The organism is Agrococcus sp. ProA11, assembly GCF_039880525.1.
GTDB lineage: Bacteria > Actinomycetota > Actinomycetes > Actinomycetales > Microbacteriaceae > Agrococcus > Agrococcus chionoecetis.
On the sequence record NZ_CP156989.1, the window covers coordinates 2,193,568 to 2,214,432 of the forward strand.

A 20,865-nucleotide genomic window follows, 5' to 3' on the forward strand; every position below is an offset into this window, starting at 1 on the left:
TTACGCCGCAGCCAGCTCGGCGGCCTTGTCGGCTGCCTCGTCCATCGTGTCGACAACCGTCACCAGCGGGTGCGCGGCGTCGGCGAGGATCTGGCGACCCTCCTCGACGTTGTTGCCGTCGAGTCGCACGACGAGCGGCTTGGTGGCCGAGTCGCCGAGGATCTCCAGCGCCTGCACGATGCCGTTCGCGACGGCGTCGCAGGCGGTGATGCCGCCGAAGACGTTCACGAACACGCTCTTGACGTCCTCGTCGTTCAGGATGACGTCGAGACCCGCCGCCATGACCTTGGCGGATGCGCCGCCGCCGATGTCGAGGAAGTTGGCGGGCTTCACGCCGCCGTGCCGCTCGCCCGCGTAGGCGACCACGTCGAGCGTGGACATGACGAGGCCGGCGCCGTTGCCGATGATGCCGACCTGGCCGTCGAGCTTGACGTAGTTGAGGTCGGACTCCTTGGCCTTCGCCTCCAGTGGGTCGGTGGCGGCCTTGTCCTCGAGGGCGGCGTGGCCCTCCTGACGGAACTCGGCGTTCTCGTCGAGCGTGATCTTGCCGTCGAGCGCGACGATGTCGCCGCCCTCGGTGAGCACCAGCGGGTTCACCTCGACGAGCGTGGCGTCCTCCTTGACGTAGACGTCGTAGAGCTTGACCAGCACGGGGGCGATCTTCGCGACGAGCTCGTCGGGGAAGTTCGCGGTGCGCACGATCTCCTCGGCCTTGGCCGCGTCGATGCCCACGGCCGGGTCGACCTCGACCTTGGCGAGCGCGTCGGGGCGCTCCTCGGCCAGCTGCTCGATCTCGACGCCGCCCTCGTAGGAGCACATGGCGAGGTAGGAGCGGTTCGCGCGGTCCAGCAGCACGGAGAAGTAGTACTCCTCCTTGATCGCGGCGCCCTCAGCCACCATCACTCGGTGCACCGTGTGCCCGTTGATGTCGAGGCCCAGGATCGCGTTCGCCGCGTCCTTCGCCGCTTCGGGGCTCTTGACGACCTTGACGCCGCCTGCCTTGCCTCGTCCGCCGGTCTTGACCTGTGCCTTCACGACCACGACACCGCCACCGAGCTCCGCGGCTGCTGCCTCGGCCTGCTCGGGGGTGTCGGCGGTGATGCCTCGAAGCACGGGGACACCGTGCTTTTCGAAGAGGTCTCTTGCCTGGTACTCGTAGAGATCCACGCGTCATCCAATCCGTATGTAGTGGGGGATTCGCCGTCGCAAGCCTAGTCCCGTCGCCATGGGCATCCCGCGCGCTTTCGGCACGCCGAACCCCGAAGATTCGGCTTTCTTGCGGCTTTCGCGCGAGCCTCGCCTTGCTTGCGGGGTTCGCATCGACCACCGACGATGGTTGCACAGGAGGAACATCCATGGATCCCGCACTGCAGCGTCGGCCCGATCTGCCGCCGCCGGTCGAGTCGATGACCTCGAGGCTCAACTGGCTGCGCGCCGGTGTGCTCGGCGCGAACGACGGCATCGTGTCGACCTCCGCGCTGATGGTCGGTGTGGCAGGCGCGGGCACGTCCTTCGGCGGCATCCTCACCGCGGGCATCGCCGCCCTGGTCGCCGGTGCCTTCTCGATGGGCGTGGGCGAATACGTCTCGGTCTCGTCGCAGCGCGACAGCGAGCGCGCGGCGATCAATCGGGAGCTCGCGCTGCTGCGCGCCGATCCCACCGGCCAGATCGAGCAGCTCGCCCACATGTACGAGGAGCGCGGGCTGCGCCCTGACACGGCACACCGGGCGGCCGTCGAGCTCACCGAGGCGGATGCGCTGCGTGCGCACCTGGATGTGGAGTACCGGCTCGACCCGGACGACCTCAACAACCCGTGGGCGGCCGCCGCCGCCTCGGGCTTCTCCTTCACCCTCGGCGCGCTCGTGCCGCTGCTCGCGGCGCTCGTCTCCCCCGCAGCCTGGATGCCGTGGCCGATCATCGTGGCGACGATCCTGGCGCTGGTGCTCACCGGCGCCATCTCGGCGCGCATCGGCGGCTCGGGCAAGCGCCGCGGCATGCTGCGGGTGCTGATCGGCGGCACGATCGCCCTGGCCGCCACCTGGTTCATCGGGGCGCTGGTCGGCACGCCGGTGCACTGACGGCGTCGCGCCGACGCGATCAGCGCGCGCTGTACCGCAGCTCTGGCCGTCCGGTGCCGCCGTAGCGCGGCGCGACCTCGGCCCGCCCCTCGACGACCAGGCGCTCGAGATAGCGTCGGGCGCTCACGCGCGACATGCCCAGGTGCTCGCCGACCTCGGCCGCGCTCACCGTGCCCTCGGTGCCCGCGAGCAGCCCGGCGACACGATCGAGCGTCAGCTGCGAGCCCGCAGGCGCGTGCTTCTGCCGGTCGGACGGCTGCAGCATCGCGTCGACTGCGCGCTGATCCAACGGCTGCGTCGACAGGCTCGTCGCCTGCGCCAGCTCCGCCCGCACCGCGTCCAACCGATCACGCATCGCCTCCAGGCCGAACGGCTTGACGAGGTAGTGGCGCACGCCGAATGCGCGGGCGGCGCGCACCGTCTCGAGGTCGCGCGCCGCCGTGACCGCGATGACCTCGCCCGCGAAGCCGCGAGCGCGGGCGACCCGCAGCACCTCGATGCCGGATGCGTCGGGCAGATGGATGTCGAGCAGCACCAGGTCGGGACGCACGGCCTCGATCGCCTCGAGCGCGTCGCGCCCGGTGCCGGCCTCGCCGACCACGGCGAACGCGCCGTGGCGCTCGACGAAACCGCGCGTGACGACCGCGACCGCCTTGTCGTCCTCGACGATCAGCACCCGCAGCGGCCGCATCAGCGCTGCTCCCCGACCTGGGCAGCGTCGACGCTGTCGACCGCCACGGGCAGCGTGGCGACGAAGCGCGCACCGCCCAGCCGCGACATCCCGACGACAGCGGCTCCGCCGAGCCGTTCGGCCACGCGGCGCACGAGCGTGAGCCCGTAGCCGCGCGCCGAGCCGAGCGGGCGCTGCTTCGTCGAGAAGGCCGCGTCGAAGATCGACTCGCGCAGCGCCGGCGGCACGCCCGCGCCGTCGTCATCGACGGCGATGGTGACGGTGCGCCCGGCGACCGTCGCCGCGTCGTCGATCGCCACCTCGACCCGACCGCCCGGGGACGCATCCACGGCGTTGTCGACCAGGTTGCCGAGCACCGTCAGCCAGTCTCCCGCCACCGCCGCCGACGGCGCCGGTCGCAGCGCCGCATCCGCCCGCACCGTCAGCTCGACGCCCCGCTCGCGCGCCTGCGCCCGCTTCGCCATCAGCAGCGCGGCGACCTCCGGCTCGAGGATGCCCGAGTCCGGTTCCAGCGGGTCGAGCGCGCCGCCGCCGCCGGCGCGCCGGATCACGCCAACGGCCGCCTCGGTCTCGCCGAGCTCGAGCAGGCCGCCGAGGGTGTGCAGCGTGTTCGCGAACTCGTGCTGCTGCGCCCGCAGCGTCTCGGTCATGCCCTGCGCGCCCGCGAGCTCGCGCAGCGCGGTGGCGATCTCGGTGCGGTCGCGCAGGATGAGCACGGTGCCGATGTCGCGGCCGTCGACGACGACCGGATCGGCGCGCACGACGAGCACGCGCTCGCCCGCGAGCACGAGCTGCTGCTCACCGGCGTCCGCCAGCAGCGCGTCGAGCTGTGCATCGAGCACCGCGCCGACAGGCACGCCCGCGAGCTCGTCGCCCTCGCGGCCGAGCAACCGCAGCGCCGCATCGTTGCAGAGCGTGATCACGCCTCGCGGGTCGGCGACCACGAGCCCCTCGCCGATGCCGTGCAGCGTCGCGTTGCGGGTCTCGAGCATCGCCTTGATCTCCTCGGGCTCGAGCCCGTAGATGCGCCGCCGCACATGCGAGGCCGCCCAGCTCGCCAGCACGACGCCGACGATCGCGGCCACCGCGAGGCAGAGCGCCAGCACCCAGACGTTCGCGAGCCACGCCTGCTGCAGCTCCGCCTCCAGGATGCCCACCGACACCTGGCCGATGATCTCGCCGCCCGAGCCGAACACCGGCACCTTCGCGCGCCAGGACTCCCCGAGCGTGCCGGTCTGGCTGCCGGTGAAGAGCTCTCCCGTGATCGCCGCATCGGGCTCGGTCGAGGCGACCTCGCCGATGCGATCGGGGTTCGGGTGCGAGAAGCGCATGCCCTCGACATCCGTCACGACGACGTACGTGACATCGGAGGCGGTGCGGACGGTCTCGGCGATCGGCTGGATGACGACGGACGGTTCGGGATCGTCGAAGGCCTCGATCACCGACGGCAGCTGCGCGACCGAGTAGGCGACCCCGATCATGCGGTCGAGGTAGGCGTCGCGGAGCGAGCGCTCCTGCAGCCATGCGGCCGCGATGCCGGAGCCGACGATGACGACGAGCATGATGGCGCTCTGCAGCAGCACCAGCTGCGTCCGCAGCGTCATCGCTCGCTCCACGTCCGCCATCGTAGGCCGCCGCGACGGTGCCGAATGACGACCGAAACGACCAGAACGCACCCTTACGACCACAACCCCGAGCGGTGCGAGCGCCCGGGCTACGTTCTCCGAAGATCGTGACCCGGCATGGCGCCGGGCGCTCAAGGAGGAGAAGTGCGATCCATGCACCCCAGCACCACTCGCAGCCCGCGGCTGCAGTCCATCGTCCGCATCGGCGTCGCTGGGGCAGCAGCCCTCACGCTCGCAGCCTGCTCGAGCGGCGGCACCGCGTCAGGCTCCGAGGCGCCTGATGGCGAAGCTTCCGCGATCACCGCGGTGAGCGTCATCGCCCCCGCCGACCCTGGTGGCGGCTGGGATCAGACCGCGCGCGGCATCGGCGCCACGCTCACCGACACCGGCCTCGTCGACAGCGCGCCGGTGACGAACATCGGCGGCGCCGGCGGTACCGTCGGCCTCGCAAGCCTGGCGACCGAGACCGACCCGAACACGCTCATGATCACGGGCTCGGTGATGGTCGGCGCAGTCGAGACCAACGCTTCCGACAACCGCATCGAAGACATGACCCCGATCGCGAAGCTCACCGAGGAGCCGCTCGTCATCGTCGTCCCCGCTGACTCCGAGTACGAGTCGCTGCAGGATCTCGTCGACGCGATCGTCGCCGAGGGCCAGGGCGTCGCCGTTACCGGTGGTTCGGCCGGCGGCATCGACCACATCCTCGCCGGGCTGCTGCTGACCGAGGCCGGCGTCGCTCCCGCGGAGGTGCCCGGCACGCTGAACTATGTCGCCAACTCCGGCGGCGGCGAGGCGCTCACCATGCTGCTCGGCAACACCGTGCAGGCAGGCATCTCGGGTGTCGGCGAGTTCTCGGAGTCGGTGCTCTCCGGCGACCTGCGTGCACTCGCGGTCTCCAGCGCCGAGCCCGCCGAGATGCTGCCCGACGTACCCACCATCCAGGATGAGGGCATCGACATCACGCTCACCAACTGGCGCGGCGTCATTGCCCCCGGCGGCATCACCGACGAGGAGCGCACCGCGCTCGTCGACCTGGTGACGCAGCTGCACGACGAAGCCGCGTGGGGCGAGCTGCTCACCACCAACGGCTGGACCGATGCATTCATCGCCGGTGACGACTTCGACGCCTTCCTGGCAGAGGACATGACCCTCACCCAGGAGACGCTGCGCACGATCGGCCTCATCGAATGACCTCCCCGACGTCCGCCGACGCCCCCTCGGGTGCGTCGGCGGCGTCGCGTTCGCTCCGCATCGAGTCGATGGTCTTCGTCGGACTGCTCATCGTGCTCTCGATTGCGGTCATGATCGCGACAACGACCATTCGCGAGCCTCCGGGATCGACGAACACGCTCGGCGCCCGCGTCGTGCCCTACGCCGTCGGCGGCCTGCTGCTCGTGAGTGCGCTGGCCGTGCTCATCGCGCAGATCCGTGGCCGATTCGGCCACGCCGAAGCCGGCGAGGATGTCGACCTCGAGGCGGGCACCTCCTGGGGCGTCACTGCCGTCGTGGTGCTCAGCTTCCTCTCGCTCATGCTCACCATCCCGCACCTGGGCTGGCCACTGGGCGTGATGATCCTGTTCACCGGCGCCTCTGTCGCACTCGGCGCTAAGCGCTGGTGGCTGGCGGCGCTCATCGGCCTCGCGCTCGGCGTCGTGACGCAGTTCGTGTTCGGCACCATGCTCGGCCTCTCACTGCCGGCCACCGGCACCCTCACCTCTTGGATCGGTCTCTGATGGATACCTGGTCGCTGCTGCTCGACGGCTTCGCCACCGCCCTCCAGCCCATCTACCTGCTCTACGCGCTGCTGGGCGTGCTGTTGGGCACCGCCGTCGGCGTGCTGCCCGGCATCGGACCCGCCATGACGGTGGCGCTGCTGCTCCCGATCACCTACTCGCTCGAGCCGACCGCCGCATTCATCGTCTTCGCCGGCATCTACTACGGCGGCATGTACGGCGGATCGACCACCTCCATCCTGCTGAACACGCCAGGCGAGTCGGCGTCGATCGTGACCGCGCTCGAGGGCAACAAGATGGCGCGCGCCGGCCGCGGCGCAGCCGCGCTGGCCACGGCCGCGATCGGCTCATTCGTTGCCGGCACGATCGCCACGGTGCTGCTCACCCTCTTGGCACCCACCGTGGCCCGGTTCGCGGTCAGCCTCGGCCCATCCGACTACTTCGCGCTCATGGTGATCGCCTTCCTCACGGTGGGCGCCCTGCTGGGCGACAGCGCATGGCGCGGCATGGTGTCGCTCGGGCTGGGCCTGTTCATCGGGCTCATCGGCGTCGACTCCCTCACCGGCCAAACGCGTTTCACGCTCGGCATTCCACAGCTCGGCGACGGCATCGATGTCGTGCTGGTGGCCGTCGGGCTCTTCGCTCTCGGCGAGGCACTCTATGTAGGGTCCAGGCTGCGCGGGGGCGAGCTGCCGCTCATCCCGATCACGCGTGGCTGGCGCACCTGGATGCGCCGCTCCGACTGGGCTCGCTCCTGGAAGCCCTGGCTGCGCGGCGCGGCCATCGGCTTCCCGATCGGGTCGATTCCCGCCGGCGGCGCCGACGTCGCGACCTTCCTCTCCTACGCGACCGAGCGGAGCGTGGCCAAGAAGGAGTACAAGGCGCAGTTCGGCAAGGGTGCCATCGAGGGCGTCGCGGGTCCCGAGGCTGCCAACAATGCGGCGGCGGCCGGCGTGCTCGTGCCGCTGCTGACGCTCGGCATCCCGACCACCGCGACGGCCGCCATCATCCTGAGCGCCTTCCAGGGCTACGGCATCCAGCCCGGCCCGCGGCTGTTCGAGGCGCAGCCCGAGCTCGTGTGGGCGCTGATCGCGTCGCTCTTCATCGGCAACGCGATGCTCCTGGTGCTCAACCTGCCGCTCGTGGGCATGTGGGTGAAGCTGCTGCAGATCCCTCGCCCCTACCTCTATGCAGGCATCCTCGTGTTCGCGGGGCTCGGCGCCTACGCGGCGAACTTCACGGTGTTCGACATCGGCGTGCTGCTGGTGCTGGGCGTGATGGGCTTCTTCATGCGGCGGCTCGGCTTCCCGATCGCACCACTGGTCGTCGGCGCCATTCTCGGCCCGATGGCAGAGGAGAAGCTGCGGCAGGCGATGCAGATCGGCCAGGGCGATCCGGCCTACCTGGTGCACAGCCCGTTCTCGATCGTCGCCTACGGCCTGATGGTGCTCGTCATTGCGCTGGCGCTGTGGCTCAAGCGTCGCCGCGCTCGCTTCGAGGCGTCGCTGCCGCCGGTCGACACGACCGCCATCAGCACCCTCGATCAGGAGATCGAGCTGCACGAGCCGCACCCGGAGGTCGACCGCGGTCGACTCTCCACCACGGCGCTGCCCACGATCCGACCAAAGGATCAGGAGCGCGACGAGCGCGACTGAGCCACGACCCTCGACGGATGCTGCCCCGGTGCACCGGCTGCGGCATCCGTCGAGCTCGTCTGTGGGCGGTGGGGCGTAGCGTCGCGACGAGCCGGTCGCCGCTGGACGCTGCAGCAGCTGCTCGGCGCCCGAGACCGCCGGCTGACTCGGGCGCCGGCGCGGGCGTCAGTCGGCGAGCGGTATCGCCACGACGCGTTCCCCTGGTCCCGTCACGAGCAGCACGCGGCGCGCCGTCAGGCCTTCGAGCGCGCGCAGCGCGGCAGCCACGGCCTCGGCGGATCCCTCGGCAGCAGAGTTCGCGGAGGTCGCCGCCGGAGCCTCGCTCGCGTCCGCGCGCACCCACCGCGTGACCGATGCCCCGGTGGCGGCGCGAATCGCGTCCTCCAGCGCCGACGCATCCCCGATCGTCACCAGGATCACCCGGTCGATCGCGCGGGCACGCGCTTCGCCCGGCGCCGCAGCGCGGTCGCGGCGCCAGATGGCGAAGTGATAGCTGGCCACGAGCGCGGTCGCGAGCAGCAGGCCGAACGGTGCGCGGATGCGCTCGACGAAGCCGTCGCCCGCGCCGCCGTCGAGCGTGAACTCGAAGATCCGGAAGCCGATGACGAGCAGGGCGACGATCGCGACGACCGCGCTCACGCCGAAGACCGCGACGAGGTAGACGCGCCGCCCGGTGGCACCGGCATCCTTCGCGGTGTCGAGCGGCCGCCACGCGCGCCACCAGACCGGTGCTCCGACGACGAGCGAGGCGATGCCGCCCAGCAGCAGCGCGCGCGCATCGTTGCCGGCGAGGGGCGTCGAGAGCGCGGCGAGCAGGGCGTTGACGATCACCCCGATGCCGGATGCCGCGCCGATCAGACCGATGCCGGCCTCCACCAGGCGAGCGGCACTGCGGGTGCCCTCGGAGCGCTCCTGCGCGATGCGCCGGTGGTACAGCCACACCACCGCGCCGACCGCCGCGGCCGCAGCCGCGAGCGGGAGGGGATCGAGCAGCGCCCGCCACCCGTCGCCGCGGTCGAAGGCGGCGCGCAATCCGACGTAGAGCGCGGTGCCCACACCGCCGAGCGTGACCGCAGCACCACCGAACACTCCGGTGATGACGAGCGCGACAGCGGCGAAGCCGCCGGTGAGGCGACAAACGCCGTCGCGCATCCAGTGCAGCCACCAGACGGCGGCGCCACCTACGGCCCAGACGAGCGCCTGCAGCGCGCTCTGCCACCACGGGTCTCCAATCTGCGCCGAGCCCGGCAGCAGCGCAGCGCCGAAGACGATCTGCAGGGCGAGGATCGCGCCACCGATCGTCAGGATGAGCCCGTATGCCGCACCGAGCACGCTCGGCACGGTGGACAGGCGCACTGGTCCCTTGCTGCGATGCGCCGACATGAGCCGGTGCAGGATCCAGACGGCGAGCCAGGCGATGGCGGTCGCGAGCGCTTCCGGCGCCCAGTCGCCACGGATCAGATCGGCGAGCGCCCCCAGCAGCGCGGTCGAGAAGGTGACGAGCGAGACGAACGTCATCGCGCCGACGTAGAGCCCCCAGGAGACCGATGCGCGGTCCGCTCCCTCGAGGCGGCGCCAGAGGAGCCACCACAGGGCGATCGCGAGCGGTCCGCCGATCAGGGTGAACGCCAGCGAGAGCGCGAGCCCGCCCTCGCCGGAGCCGAGATCGGTACGAGTCTCGAGCAGCCGGCCGAGCAGACCGCTGACGCCGTTCGCGGTGATCGCGACCAGCGCGAAGAAGATGGCGTAGACGATCACCCGTCGCACCGTGCTCTGCGCGCCGCGGGGCGAGGAGTCGGGCACAACCGGCGCTTCGACGGCGCTCACGGTGCCGCCTGCAGACAGATGGCGAGCTGCCACGGTGCCGTCTCCACGACCCAGTCGGATCCCTCCCGCACCAGGTCGAACGTGGCGTCCTCGCGATACTCCGCAGGTCCGAACAGCCCACCGCCGGTGGAGGTCACGATCGAGACATCCACATCAGCGGTGTCGTCGCGCTAGGTGGTCGACACCAGGGTCACCCGGATGTCGTCGAGCGTGCCCTGCCCGATCCGTTCGCAGTCGTCGCGCACCTCCTCGACGAGATACTCGCGGGCGGTGCGCTCGTCGCCGGCGATCACGGCCTCCGCGTAGCGCTGCACCACTCCGGCCGGCGTCGCCTCGTCGAGAGGGGCCGCCGCGCCGCGCGTGAACACCACGATGAGCGCGATCACGACGAGCGCGGCGACGGCGGCCAGCACCACCCAGAGGGTGCGGTCTCGTCTGTCGCCGCTGGCGTCCATGTGGTCATCATGGCCCCCGGCGCGCCAGCCCGCCAGCGGTCGAATGCGGTCAGCTGAGGGCGAGCGGTGCGGCACCGAACGATACGGCGAAGCGCTCGCACCAGATCGAGACGCTCGTCACCGCGCCCAGGTCGAGATCGTCCGGGATCGCGTACTGCTGCGTGCCGATGTTGCCGCGCAGCGGCCCGAGGGTGGTCCAGTCGCCGTCGTCGAACACGAACCAGCCGTCGGTGCCTTCGATGACCGGCTGGTCGGTGAGCCAGACGTGCAGATCGGGCCCGTTCGAGGTGTCGAGGTTCTCGAGCACCAGCACACGCTCGCCGGAAGCGAGTCGCAGCACCCGCGCCGTGCCGGTGGTCGGATGCTCGTGACTGATGAAGCTGCTGCTCGTCAGCTCGACCGTGGTGGGGTCGTCACTGGGCACCGGCTGCGCCGGGGCCGGCTCGGACGGGGCTGGCTCGGACGGGGCTGGCTCGGACGTTGCGGGCTCGGTCGGTGAGGCATCCGCGGTGGGCACCTCTTCGTCGACGACCATGTCGACGAAGAGTCGCCAGGGCTGGAAGAGCACCGCGCCGACGACCAGTGCGACGACGAGCACCCCGCCGCCGAGCCACCAGATCCAGCGTCGTCTCGCGCTCTGCGCCATGTCTGCCCCCTTGCCGCTCGCGCGACTCCAGTCGCGCTGGCTCCAGGCTAGGCCGATGCGGCCCCCGCCGCACGGGTGGATCGGCACGGGTGAAACAGCACGGTGCGTCGGCCCGGTAGATCGATCGAGCGTGACCGGTTCAGGCGCGCATGGCAGGCTGGTGCGCATGCAGGAGCACGAGCGGCAGCAGCAGCACGAGCAGGACCGAGTCCCGCCCGAGCTGGATCCGTGGTTCGACCAGTACGACGACGGTCGTCCGCCGCGCACGCTGCGGCGACGGCTGCAGCCGGTCATCTGGCTGGTGGGCGCGGTGACGCTCGTGGCCATGGTGCTGCTGGTGACGCCGGGGCTGTAGGCCCGAGCGCGCCGCCAGCGCAGCGGTCTACGCGCTCAGCTTCTCGATGGGGGCGATCTTGATCAGCAGCCGCTTGCGTCCGGCGCTGTCGAAGAGCACCTCCGCGATGCGCTTCGCCCCGGTGCCGGCCACCGTCTGCACCCGGCCCTCGCCGAAGTCCTTGTGGCGGATGCGATCCCCCGGCTCCAGCTCCAGCGAGGAGTTGTCCCGCACCTCGGTGATGGTGTTGGCGAATTCGCGCTTCGGGCCCTTCGGCAGCGGCTTCGGGCTGTCGCGGAATCCCCGCACGAACGACTCCCGCGGCTCGTCGCGCCACCGGCTCCCCAGCACCTGGGGCTGCGATCCGCGCATGCTCGACGGCGGTGTGCGCCAGTCGATCAGGTCGGCGGGAATCTCCTCCAGGTAGCGGCTCGGCGCCGCGGGGTTGACCTCGCCGAACTGCGCACGCGTCATCGCGAGCGAGAGGTGCAGCCGCTGCCGCGCCCGCGTGATGCCGACGTAGAACAGGCGCCGCTCCTCTGCGGGCCCGCCTGGCTCCATCGCGGCCATGCGGTGGGGCAGCAGCTCCTCCTCGACGCCGGTGATGAACACCGCCTCGTACTCGAGGCCCTTCGCCGTGTGCAGCGTCATCAGCGACACCTGGCCGCCCGAGTCGTCGAGCTCATCCGCCGCCGCGACCAGCGCCGTCTCGGTGAGGAAGTCGACGAGCGTGCCGCCCGGATTCTGCCGCCGGTACTCGCGCGTCACCGCCACCAGCTCCTCGACGTTCTCGAGTCGCGCGGCATCCTGCGGGTCGGGCGAGCGGCGCAGCTGATCCGTGTAGCCGGAGCGGCTCATGAGCTCGCGCAGCACCTCGCCGGGGTCGGCGTCGGGCTTGTCGCTCCACTCGTCGAGCAGCGCGGCGAGATCCTTGATCGCCGCGGCCACCTTCGGCCCGAGGGCGATCTCGTCGACGCGCCGCATCGCATCCCGCAGCGTCATCTGGTGCTCGTCGGCGAATGCCTGCAGCGCCGCCTCGGTGGCGGGGCCGATGCCGCGCTTCGGCACGTTCATGATGCGTCGCAGGCTGAGCGCATCCGCGGGGTTCGCCACCGTGATCAGGTACGCCATCGCATCCTTGATCTCGGCGCGCTCATAGAACTTCGTGCCGCCGATCACGCGGTAGGGCACGGCGGTGCGGATCAGCACCTCCTCCAGCGCGCGCGTCTGCGCGTTGGTGCGGTAGAAGACCGCGATGTCGCTGTAGGACATGCCGCCGCTCGTGAGCTCGACGATCTCATCGGCCACGAACTGCGCCTCGTCGTAGCCGGAGTGGCCGGTGAAGCCGATGATCTTGGCGCCGTCGCCGGAGTCGGTCCAGAGGTTCTTCGCGCGTCGGTCGAAGTTGTTGCCGATCACCGCGTTGGCGGCCGAGAGGATGTTCTGCGTCGAGCGGTAGTTCTGCTCGAGCATGATCACGCGCGCGCCGCCGAAGTCGCGCTCGAAGTCGGTGATGTTGCGGATGTCGGCGCCGCGGAAGGCGTAGATCGACTGGTCCGAGTCGCCCACGACCGTCAGCGAAGCGCCCGGCAGGTCGCTGCGGAGGTCGGGCAGGTCGGCGCGCGGCACGGGCTGCGTCAGCTCGCGGATGAGCGCGTACTGGGCGGCGTTGGTGTCCTGATACTCGTCGACCAACAGGTGCCGGAAGCGCTTGCGGTACTGCGCGGCCACCCGCGGGAAGGCGCGCAGCAGGAAGACGGTCTGCGAGATGAGGTCGTCGAAGTCGAACGCGTTCGCGCGGCGCAGCTCGGCGTCGTAGTCGCGCCAGAGCTCGAGGAAGGCGACGTCCAGCGGGTTCTCGAGGCTCGCGGTGCGGGCCCAGGAGTCGACGTCGTGCAGCTCGTTCTTGGCCTTCGAGATGCGCGCGGAGACTCCCCCGGGCGTCAGGCCCTGGATGTCGGCGCCGCGCTGCTTGATGAGGCGCTTGATGAGCGCGCGCACGTCGCCCGAGTCGTAGATCGTGAATGACTGCTTGAAGCCGAACTCCTCGGCCTCGCGCCGCAGGATGCGCACGCACGCGGAGTGGAAGGTGGAGATCCACATGCCGCGCGACTCCTCGCCGATGAGGTGCTCGACGCGCTCGCGCATCTCGGCCGCGGCCTTGTTCGTGAAGGTGATCGCAAGGATCTGGCTGGGCCACGCCTCGCGCGTCGCGAGCAGGCCAGCGATGCGGTGCGTGAGCACGCGCGTCTTGCCGGAACCGGCGCCGGCGACGATCAGCAGGGCGGGGCCGCGATGCTCGACTGCTTCGCGCTGGGGGCGGTTGAGGCCGGCCAGCAGGGCTTCGGGAATGCCGTCGCCGCGGGGTCCGACGGGTCCCGGCCGCTGCACATCGCCGAAGCCCTCGTCGTTCAGCCCCCACAAGTCGCTCATCCGCTCGATTCTACGCGGGGGCACCCACGCGCCGGGCCGGGTGGGCGCACCCGCGCAGATATGTCGCTAGCGGCTGGCAAGCGCTGCGGATGAGCGCCGTTCGTGACAACTCTGCGACCGGAGCGGCCTCAGAGCGGCCGGGGTGAGGCGCTAGGACTCAGCGCGCGACGCGGCGCCAGAGATCCGGGTGGTCGGCGAAGACCGCCTCCAGGCCGAGACCAGCGACCATCGACCACTCGCACTGCCAGTCGCCCCAGGTGGCTGCGTGATCGCCGAGCCGATGCTCCGGCTCGAGGAAGGCGTTCTCCGGTCGCAGCGTCCAAGCGATGGTGCCGAGACCCATGGCGCGGGCACGCTCGGCCAGATCGCTGGTGCGCAGCCCCGCGTCGTCGCGCTCGAACAGCAGCGACTTCGCAACGCTGATCGCATCGACACGGCTGGCGAGCGCCGCAAGCCCCGCGTCGGTGCACTGCTCGGCATAGGTGAGCGGTGCGCGGTCAGCGGATGATGCCGAAGCGGCGACGAGGTCGGCTGCGGCGCCCTCCGCATCCATCAGGTAGACCAGCCGCGCCTCGACGCCGCGGGCGCGCACCTCGTGCAGCACCGTCTCCTCGAACGACTCGACCGTGAGCGCGCCGCCCGTCATCCATCGGGTGCCGAGCACCGCATCCGCCAGCATCGCAGCGAGCGGAAGCCCGATCGCGGCGTGATGGGTGGCGTGCTTCAGCTCGGCGACGACGTCCAGGCCCGTCTGCTCGGCGATCGCCAGCAGATCGGTGAAGCGCAGGATGGGGTCGGTGCCATCCCGGCGGGCGCTCAGCGGGCGCAGGTGCGGCAATCGCTCACGCGTGCGCAGGGTGGCGAGCTCTGACCAGCGGAAGTCCTCCACGAACCACCCGGTGACCGCGACGCCGTCGATCGTCTGCGTGCGACGGCGGCCCGCGAACTCCGGCCGGCTCGCGACGTCGGTGGTGTCGCTCAGCTCGTTGTCGTGGCGCACCACGAGCACGCCGTCGCGGGAGGCGACCAGGTCGGGCTCGACCGCGTCGGCACCGAGGTCGGCCGCCAGACGCACCGCGGTCTCCGTGTGCTCCGGCGCCCAGCCGGAGGCACCTCGGTGAGCGATGACGCGGGTGGTGTGCACGCGGCCAGGCTAGCGAGGTGCGCGCAGGGCGAACGGCCGGTGAACCACAGTATTTTCTTACACTGGCTGGGTAGGCTGAGGTCGTCCGCCTTCCGGCGGGCGCACCATCTTTGAGGAGCATCCCTTGGCAGGCAACCCGGCGTTCCGCAACTCGCCCGCGTTCAGCGAGAACCCCCAGCGCGCTGCGCAGGCCGTCCCCGGCGGCCAGCAGGCGCCCTACGGCCAGGCCCCGTATGGGCAGGCGCCCTACGGCCAGGCGCCCTACGGCCAGGCGCCCTACGGCCAGCAGCAGCCCTACGGCCAGCAGCAGTACGGCGCTCCCTACGGCCAGCAGGCCGGCACCCCGAGCCCCGAGCAGCTGAACCGGCAGTTCGACGCGCCCGCGGCCGGCCCGGTCGAGACCGAGCGGCTCACCTACGACGGCGTGATCATGAAGACGGTGCTCACGCTCGGCGTGACCGCGCTCGGCTTCATCGTCACGCTCGGCATGCTGTTCGTCTCCGGCACCTCGCTGCCGTTCTACGTGCTGACGTACGGTGGCGCGCTGGTCGGCTTCGTGCTGGCGCTCGTGAACATCTTCAAGAAGGAGCCGAGCCCGGCGCTGATCCTCGCCTACGCGGGTGCCCAGGGGCTGTTCCTCGGTGGCTTCTCCGGCATGCTCGAATTCGGCATGGGCCTCAACGGCATCATCTTCCAGGCGCTGCTCGCGACGGCCTGTGTGATCGGCGTGACGCTCGCCGGCTACGTGTTCCGCGTCTTCCGCACCTCGCCGAAGCTGAACAAGATCTTCTTCATCGTGATCATCGCCTACGGCGTGTTCTCGCTGGTGAACTTCGGCATGATGCTCTTCGGCGCCACCGGCGACCTCGCATTCGGCATGCGTTCCGCGCCGAGCCCGCTGTTCGGCATCCCGTGGGGCGTGCTGCTGGGTGGCCTCGCGGTGCTGCTCGGCGCCTACTCGCTCGTGATGGACTTCGAGGGCATCGAGATGGGCGTCAAGCGCGGCGTCCACAAGAAGTACGGCTGGTCGGCGGCGTTCGGCCTGGTGCTGACGATCATCTGGCTCTACGTCGAGATCATCCGCATCATCGCGATCCTGCGAAGCAGCAACTAGTCGCACGAATCGCTCGAAGGGCCCCGGCTTCTGTCGGGGCCCTTCTGCGTTGGGACACGACGCGGGACACTGTTCGCATGACCGAGCAGCCAGCGTCCGTCGACACCTACATCGCGGGCTTCCCTCCTGAGGTTGCCGAGCGCCTGCGGCGGGTGCGCGCGGCCATCGTCGCCGAGGTGCCGCAGCCCGAGGAGCGCGTGCGCTACGGCATCTCGGCAGTCATGCTCGGCGGGCGCTATGCCCTGCACTTCGCGGGTTGGAAGCACCACATCGGGCTCTATCCCGTGCCGCCGCTCCCGGACGCGCTCGAGGCCGAAGTGGCACCGCTGCGCTCGAGCAAGGACACCGTCATCCTCAAGCACGCTCTGCCGCTGCCCGTCGAGCTCGTGAGCCGCATCGCGGCCGCGGTCGTCGCGCTGCGGGCGGCAGCGGAAGAACCCGACGGCGCAGGATCCGAGCGCTGACTACTGGTCGCGGCTGGAGAGCACGCAGAACTCATTGCCGTCGATGTCGGCGAGCACCGTCCAGCTGACATCGGGCCCCTGGCCGACATCGATGCGGGTCGCGCCGAGCCCCTCGAGCCTGGCGATCTCGGCGTCGCGGTCCTCGCTCGTGTGCGGCGCGAGATCCATGTGGATGCGGTTCTTCGTCTGCTTCTCGTGCTCGACGAGCACGAACACGAGGCCGGGCGGGGTCTGCTGGAACGTGAGCCTCTCGCTCAGCTCCTCCGCCCACCTCGGGATGATGACGACCTCGTCGGCCGCCTCGTAGACGATCTGCCAGTCGAGAGCCTCGGCCCACCAGCGCGCCAGCCTCGACACATCCGTCGTCTCGACAACGTTCGAGTACCAGCGCAGCGCCATCGTCTCTCCCTCGGTGCGGATGCCGCCTACGCTACGCCTGCCGCCGACGCGTCAGCGTGTAGAGCCTGCAGCCCAGACACACTCCGGTCACGGCGGTCACGGCCGCCATGCCGACGGCGAGAGCGGTGAGGCCGTAGCCGGCGACGTCGAGGTCGACCGCGAAGGCGATCACGGCTGGTGCGGAGATGACGAACCCAACGAGCTGCGCGAACCTCGCCGGCCGGGCATCCACCAACGCCGCCGGTGCTGCCAGTCGCGGCCAGACGACGCGGGCGAAGAGCTGCGCCCACACCGACCACTGGAAGCTCACGAACGCGGTGAACGCGAAGACAGCGATCTGCGAGGCGAGCAGGAACAGCGCCAGGGGCCGCGCAACCTCCACCAGGAGCAACACGACCGCGAGCACGACCGCTGTGGCACCAGCCGTGAATCGTAGGAGGCGCGCATCGACCCGGGCGCGGAGCGGGCACGCGCCAATGCTGCTGCTCGCCATGAGGCTCCCCAGAGGACGCCGACTCGTCCAATGCACGGCAGGCTACTCGGCCCAGGCGAACCGTGCCAGGGGCGCTGTGCGACACCGCCCGCGCTCGGCTCGGCCGCGCAGCGACGCTTGGGCTCAGCGACGCTCGCGCGCAGCGACGCTCGAGCTCAGCGACGCTCGAGCTCAGCGACGCTCGCGCGCAGCGACGCTCGCGCTCAGCGACGCTCGAGCTCGGTGAGGGCCTCCTCGAGGGCGACCCAGGCGAGCATCGCGCACTTCACGCGCATGGGGAACTTCGCGACTCCCGCGAAGGCGACCGCGTCGCCCAGCAGCTCCTCGTCGGGCTCGACCGCGCCGCGCGAGCGCAGCAGCTCGCGCATGGCGTCGATCCGCTCGCGCACCTCCGCCACCGTGAGGCCGGGTGCCTCCTCAGCCAGCACCGACGCGGATGCCTGCGAGATCGAGCATCCCTGCCCGACCCAGCCGAGCGCATCCACACGCGCCGCGTCACCCGCAGCGTCGAGTCGCACCCGCAGCCGGATCTCATCGCCGCAGGTGGGATTGCGCAGGAAGCGCTCGGCGCCGAAGGGATCGATCTCGCCTTCGCCCACGCGGCGCTTCGCGTGCTCCAGGATCAGCTCCTGGTAGAGGCCTGCCAGCGGATCTGCCATCACATCGCTCCGAAGTAGCTGCGCACGCCCGAGAGCACGTCGAGGAACCGGTCGACCTCGTCGTCGGTCGTGTAGAGGTAGGCGGATGCGCGGGTCGTGGCCGCGACGCCGAGGCGGCGGTGCAGCGGCTGGGCGCAGTGGTGGCCGACCCGCGCGGCGATGCCGTGCGCGTCGAGCACCTGGCCGACGTCGTGCGCGTGCACGTCGTCGACGACGACGCTCGCGAGCCCGGCGCGCTCCACGCCCGCCGGTGGCCCGATCAGTCGCACCCCGGGGATGGACGAAACACCGACGGCGAGCCGCTCACCGAGCGTCACCTCGTGCGCCTCGATCGCGGCCATGCCGACGCCCTCCAGGTAGTCGACCGCGGCGCCGAGGCCCACGATCGAGCCCACCGGCTGCGTGCCCGCCTCGAACTTCTGCGGCGCGGGAAGGAACTCGTGCTCGGTCATGGTGACCGTCGTGATCATCGATCCTCCGACGCGCGCCGGCGGCAGCGCGGCGCCCAGCGCCTCGGTCAGGTACAGCACGCCGATCCCGCCGGGGCCGAGCATCTTGTGGCCGGAGAAGGCCGCGGCGTCGACGCCGAGCGCTCCGAGATCCACCGGCCGGTGCGGCACCGACTGGCAGGCGTCGAGCACCACGAGCGCGCCCACCGCGTGGGCGGCGGCGACGATCGGCTCGACCGGCGCGATCTGCCCGGTCACGTTCGAGACGTGCGTGAATGCGACGACGCGCGTGCGCTCGGTGATGAGCGCCAGCGCCGACTCGGCCGTCCAGACGCCGTCATCGTCGACCTCCACCCACCGCAGCCGCGCGCCGGTCTCGGCGGCGAGCCGCTGCCAGGGCAGCAGGTTCGCGTGGTGCTCGGTCTCGGTGACGAGGATCTCGTCGCCTTCGCCGAGCCGCAGCAGCGGGTCGACCGTGGCCGAGCGGTTGGCCTCGGCGAGCGACAGCGCGACCGTGTTGAGCGCATCCGTCGCGTTCATCGCCCACGAGATCTGCTCCGGGCGCGCGTTCACGAGGCGTGCGACGCGCTCGCGCGCCTGCTCGAAGTCGTCGGTCGCGAGCGCCGCGAGCGTGTGCGCACCGCGGTGCACCGCGGCATTGTGCTGGGTGCGGAAGGCGTGCTCGGCCTCGAGCACCTGGCGGGGCTGCTGGCTCGTCGCCCCCGAGTCGAGGTAGACGAGCGGCACGCCGCCGGGCTGCTCGGCGAGGATCGGGAAATCCGCGCGCAGCGCTTCGACGCGCGCCTCGCTGAGGGCATGGTGGGTTCCGATCGTCACCCTTCCACGGTAGTCGCCTCACCGAGGTGTCGGCTCAGCCCGTCTGCCGCGGGCGGGTCAACGGCCGGCCGCGGCCTTCGCGAGCAGCACCGCTCGTTCCCGAGCGTTCTGCGCACGCTCCGCGGCGACGGCGAAGGCGACTCGGGCCTCCTCGTCGCGGCCCAGCCGCGCGAGCAGCTCGCCGCGCACCGACGGCAGCAGGTGACCGGCCTGGAGCGAGCGCTCCCCCGCCAGCCCGTCGACGATCTCCAGCGCCGCCGCGGGCCCCGCGTGCGGCCCGGCGGCCATCGAGACCGCGACTGCCCGGTTCAGCGTGACGACCGGCGACGGCGCGATCCGCTCGAGCCCCTCGTAGGCGGCCACGATGCGCGACCAGTCGGTCGCGCCGATGTCGGATGCCGCCGCGTGCGTCTCGGCGATCACCGCCTGCAGCCCATACGGCCCGAGCCCTCGGCCGAAGCCCTGGGCGCGGGCGAGCGCCGCCCGACCGCGTCGGATGGCTCCGCGATCCCACCGGCGCCGATCGTGATCGGCGAGCAGCACCGGCTCGCCGCGGGCGTCGAGGCGCGCCCGGAAGCGGGCGGCGGTCAGCTCGAGTAGCGCCAGCAGCGCGTGCACCTCCGGCTCGTCGGGCTGCAGCGCCGCGAGGATCCGCGCGAGCCGGATGGCCTCGGCGCTCAGCTCCGGCCGCATCCAGTCGTCGCCGGAGGTCGCCGCGTGGCCCTCGGTGAAGATCAGGTAGATGACGCCCAGCACCGCCCGCAGCCGCTCCTGTCGCTCGGCGCGCGGCGGGGTCTCGAACGGCACTCCCGCGTCGGCGAGCGCCTGCTTGGCGCGCACGATGCGCTGCTGGATCGTCGACACCGGCGCGAAGAACAGGCGGGCGAGCTCCGCGGTCTCCAGCCCCGCGACCACGCGCAGCGTGAGCGCGACCCGCGCCTGCTGGCTGAGCAGCGGATGGCAGGCGGTGAAGATGAGCCGCAGCACGTCGTCGTCGATCTCCTCCGGATCCCACGGCACGGCATCCGCCGCCCGGGCCTGCTCCCGCTCGAGCTCGAGCCCCAGCGTCTCGACCCGGTCGGCGAAGCGCTCCTGCCGACGCCATCCATCGATCGCCTTGCGCTTGGCCACGCTCGTGAGCCATGCAGCGCCATTGCGCGGCACGCCCCGCGCCGGCCACTGCGCCAGCGCATCCGCGAGCGCATCCTGCGCCAGATCCTCGGCGAGCGCGAAGTCGCCGGTGTAGCGGGTCAACGTCGCGACGATGCGCGCCGATTCGATGCGCCAGACAGCGACCACGGCCCGGCGCGCGGATGCCTCCGCACGACGGGCCGCATCGCGGTCGGTCACTGCCGCAGGTCCTTCGCGCCGCTCACGCCCCCGCGCGGCGGTCGGCGAGCTCGTCGCGCCAGCCCTCTTCCTTCTGCACCCACTCGTTGTCGGCGGGGAAGTCCTCCGGGCCGGTCACCCGACGCACCTCGAGCTTCGCACCGGGTCCAAGGGGGCACCGCGAGGCCCACTCCGCCGCCTCTTCCTTCGATGCGACCTCGAGGATCCAGAAGCCGTTGAAGAGCTCCTTCGTCTCGCCGTAGGGGCCGTCGGTGACGAGCGGCGGCTCGGCGCTGAAGTCGACGACGAAGCCCTCGCTCGCATCGCTCAGGCCCTCGCCGGCCAGCAGCACGCCGGCCTCCATCATCGACTCGTTGTACTTCCCCATCGCTTCGATGATCTGGGCGAAGTCGAGCTCCTTGGACGCTGCGACGGCCTCGTCGTTCGAGCGCATGATGAGCATGTACTGCATGGTTGTCTCCTCGTGTCGGGATCGC

General features: G+C 71.2%; 22 protein-coding genes. 7 read left to right on the plus strand and 15 right to left on the minus strand.

What is annotated here, in order from left to right:
- Positions 1-1,167 (minus strand): ADP-forming succinate--CoA ligase subunit beta, encoded by a 1,167-nt coding sequence (gene sucC, locus ABG090_RS10460; RefSeq protein ID WP_347754420.1) that lies wholly within the window; start codon positions 1,165-1,167, stop codon positions 1-3.
- A gap of 188 nt (positions 1,168-1,355) precedes the next feature.
- Here sucC and ABG090_RS10465 point away from each other — a divergent pair, with 188 nt between their 5' ends.
- A complete protein-coding gene (locus ABG090_RS10465; RefSeq protein WP_347754421.1) occupies positions 1,356-2,078 on the plus strand; it encodes a VIT family protein in 723 nt (240 codons plus the stop codon).
- Positions 2,079-2,097: 19 nt separating this feature from the next.
- Here ABG090_RS10465 and ABG090_RS10470 read toward each other — a convergent pair whose 3' ends face one another.
- Both ABG090_RS10470 and ABG090_RS10475 read right to left on the minus strand, forming a co-directional pair.
- Positions 2,098-2,769 carry a response regulator gene (locus ABG090_RS10470; protein WP_347754422.1) on the minus strand — a complete coding sequence of 224 codons (672 nt, stop codon included), beginning with the start codon at positions 2,767-2,769 and terminating at the stop codon, positions 2,098-2,100.
- On the minus strand, positions 2,769-4,385 hold the full coding sequence (locus ABG090_RS10475; RefSeq protein WP_347754423.1) for a sensor histidine kinase: 1,617 nt from the start codon (positions 4,383-4,385) through the stop codon (positions 2,769-2,771). Before ABG090_RS10475 ends, ABG090_RS10470 begins: the two co-directional genes overlap by 1 nt.
- A 162-nt stretch (positions 4,386-4,547) precedes the next feature.
- Between ABG090_RS10475 and ABG090_RS10480 the strand changes: the two genes are divergently transcribed.
- Genes ABG090_RS10480 through ABG090_RS10490 form a run of 3 tightly spaced genes read left to right on the plus strand, consistent with a single transcriptional unit; the run spans position 4,548 to position 7,785 of the window.
- On the plus strand, positions 4,548-5,588 hold the full coding sequence (locus ABG090_RS10480; RefSeq protein ID WP_347754424.1) for a tripartite tricarboxylate transporter substrate-binding protein: 1,041 nt from the start codon (positions 4,548-4,550) through the stop codon (positions 5,586-5,588).
- The gene (locus tag ABG090_RS10485) at positions 5,585-6,130 is read left to right on the plus strand and encodes a tripartite tricarboxylate transporter TctB family protein (RefSeq protein WP_347754425.1); all 546 of its coding nucleotides are present in this window, start codon (positions 5,585-5,587) and stop codon (positions 6,128-6,130) included. Before ABG090_RS10480 ends, ABG090_RS10485 begins: the two co-directional genes overlap by 4 nt.
- Positions 6,130-7,785 (plus strand): tripartite tricarboxylate transporter permease, encoded by a 1,656-nt coding sequence (locus tag ABG090_RS10490; protein WP_347754426.1) that lies wholly within the window; start codon positions 6,130-6,132, stop codon positions 7,783-7,785. The genes ABG090_RS10485 and ABG090_RS10490 overlap by 1 nt, the downstream gene beginning before the upstream one ends.
- Before the next feature lie 165 nt (positions 7,786-7,950).
- On the opposite strand, the gene ABG090_RS10495 is transcribed toward ABG090_RS10490, so the two are convergent.
- From ABG090_RS10495 to ABG090_RS10510, 4 genes are read right to left on the minus strand one after another with little or no spacing between them, the layout of a single operon-like run.
- A complete protein-coding gene (locus ABG090_RS10495) occupies positions 7,951-9,612 on the minus strand; it encodes a DUF5671 domain-containing protein (protein ID WP_347754427.1) in 1,662 nt (553 codons plus the stop codon).
- The gene (locus tag ABG090_RS10500) at positions 9,609-9,764 is read right to left on the minus strand and encodes a hypothetical protein (protein WP_347754428.1); all 156 of its coding nucleotides are present in this window, start codon (positions 9,762-9,764) and stop codon (positions 9,609-9,611) included. The genes ABG090_RS10495 and ABG090_RS10500 overlap by 4 nt, the downstream gene beginning before the upstream one ends.
- Before the next feature lie 18 nt (positions 9,765-9,782).
- Positions 9,783-10,067 (minus strand): hypothetical protein, encoded by a 285-nt coding sequence (locus tag ABG090_RS10505; RefSeq protein WP_347754429.1) that lies wholly within the window; start codon positions 10,065-10,067, stop codon positions 9,783-9,785.
- Between the two features lie 49 nt (positions 10,068-10,116).
- Entirely contained in the window at positions 10,117-10,713 is a 597-nt protein-coding gene (locus ABG090_RS10510; protein WP_347754430.1) for a DM13 domain-containing protein, read from the minus strand.
- Between the two features lie 166 nt (positions 10,714-10,879).
- Here ABG090_RS10510 and ABG090_RS10515 point away from each other — a divergent pair, with 166 nt between their 5' ends.
- Entirely contained in the window at positions 10,880-11,068 is a 189-nt protein-coding gene (locus ABG090_RS10515) for a hypothetical protein (RefSeq protein ID WP_347754431.1), read from the plus strand.
- Between the two features lie 27 nt (positions 11,069-11,095).
- On the opposite strand, the gene ABG090_RS10520 is transcribed toward ABG090_RS10515, so the two are convergent.
- Together ABG090_RS10520 and ABG090_RS10525 are read right to left on the minus strand one after the other, a co-directional pair.
- The gene (locus tag ABG090_RS10520; RefSeq protein WP_347754432.1) at positions 11,096-13,480 is read right to left on the minus strand and encodes a UvrD-helicase domain-containing protein; all 2,385 of its coding nucleotides are present in this window, start codon (positions 13,478-13,480) and stop codon (positions 11,096-11,098) included.
- Between the two features lie 157 nt (positions 13,481-13,637).
- Positions 13,638-14,624: a glycerophosphodiester phosphodiesterase family protein gene (locus ABG090_RS10525; protein ID WP_347754433.1), complete on the minus strand. Its 987-nt coding sequence runs from the start codon at positions 14,622-14,624 to the stop codon at positions 13,638-13,640.
- A gap of 124 nt (positions 14,625-14,748) precedes the next feature.
- Here ABG090_RS10525 and ABG090_RS10530 point away from each other — a divergent pair, with 124 nt between their 5' ends.
- Positions 14,749-15,738, plus strand: a complete 990-nt coding sequence (locus ABG090_RS10530; protein ID WP_347754434.1) for a Bax inhibitor-1/YccA family protein — start codon at positions 14,749-14,751, stop codon at positions 15,736-15,738.
- A gap of 77 nt (positions 15,739-15,815) precedes the next feature.
- The gene (locus ABG090_RS10535; RefSeq protein WP_347754435.1) at positions 15,816-16,202 is read left to right on the plus strand and encodes a DUF1801 domain-containing protein; all 387 of its coding nucleotides are present in this window, start codon (positions 15,816-15,818) and stop codon (positions 16,200-16,202) included.
- On the opposite strand, the gene ABG090_RS10540 is transcribed toward ABG090_RS10535, so the two are convergent.
- The 6 genes from ABG090_RS10540 to ABG090_RS10565 form a co-directional block, all read right to left on the minus strand.
- Complete coding sequence (locus ABG090_RS10540; protein WP_347754436.1) at positions 16,203-16,601, minus strand: VOC family protein; 399 nt, start codon at positions 16,599-16,601, stop codon at positions 16,203-16,205.
- Positions 16,602-16,632: 31 nt separating this feature from the next.
- Complete coding sequence (locus ABG090_RS10545; RefSeq protein ID WP_347754437.1) at positions 16,633-16,995, minus strand: DUF4395 domain-containing protein; 363 nt, start codon at positions 16,993-16,995, stop codon at positions 16,633-16,635.
- Positions 16,996-17,297: 302 nt separating this feature from the next.
- A complete protein-coding gene (gene sufU / locus ABG090_RS10550; protein ID WP_347754438.1) occupies positions 17,298-17,753 on the minus strand; it encodes a Fe-S cluster assembly sulfur transfer protein SufU in 456 nt (151 codons plus the stop codon).
- Positions 17,753-19,039: a SufS family cysteine desulfurase gene (locus tag ABG090_RS10555; RefSeq protein WP_347754439.1), complete on the minus strand. Its 1,287-nt coding sequence runs from the start codon at positions 19,037-19,039 to the stop codon at positions 17,753-17,755. Before ABG090_RS10555 ends, sufU begins: the two co-directional genes overlap by 1 nt.
- A 57-nt stretch (positions 19,040-19,096) precedes the next feature.
- On the minus strand, positions 19,097-20,389 hold the full coding sequence (locus ABG090_RS10560; protein ID WP_347754440.1) for a DUF6596 domain-containing protein: 1,293 nt from the start codon (positions 20,387-20,389) through the stop codon (positions 19,097-19,099).
- A gap of 22 nt (positions 20,390-20,411) precedes the next feature.
- Entirely contained in the window at positions 20,412-20,840 is a 429-nt protein-coding gene (locus tag ABG090_RS10565; protein ID WP_347754441.1) for a YciI family protein, read from the minus strand.
- Between the last annotated feature and the right edge of the window lie 25 nt (positions 20,841-20,865).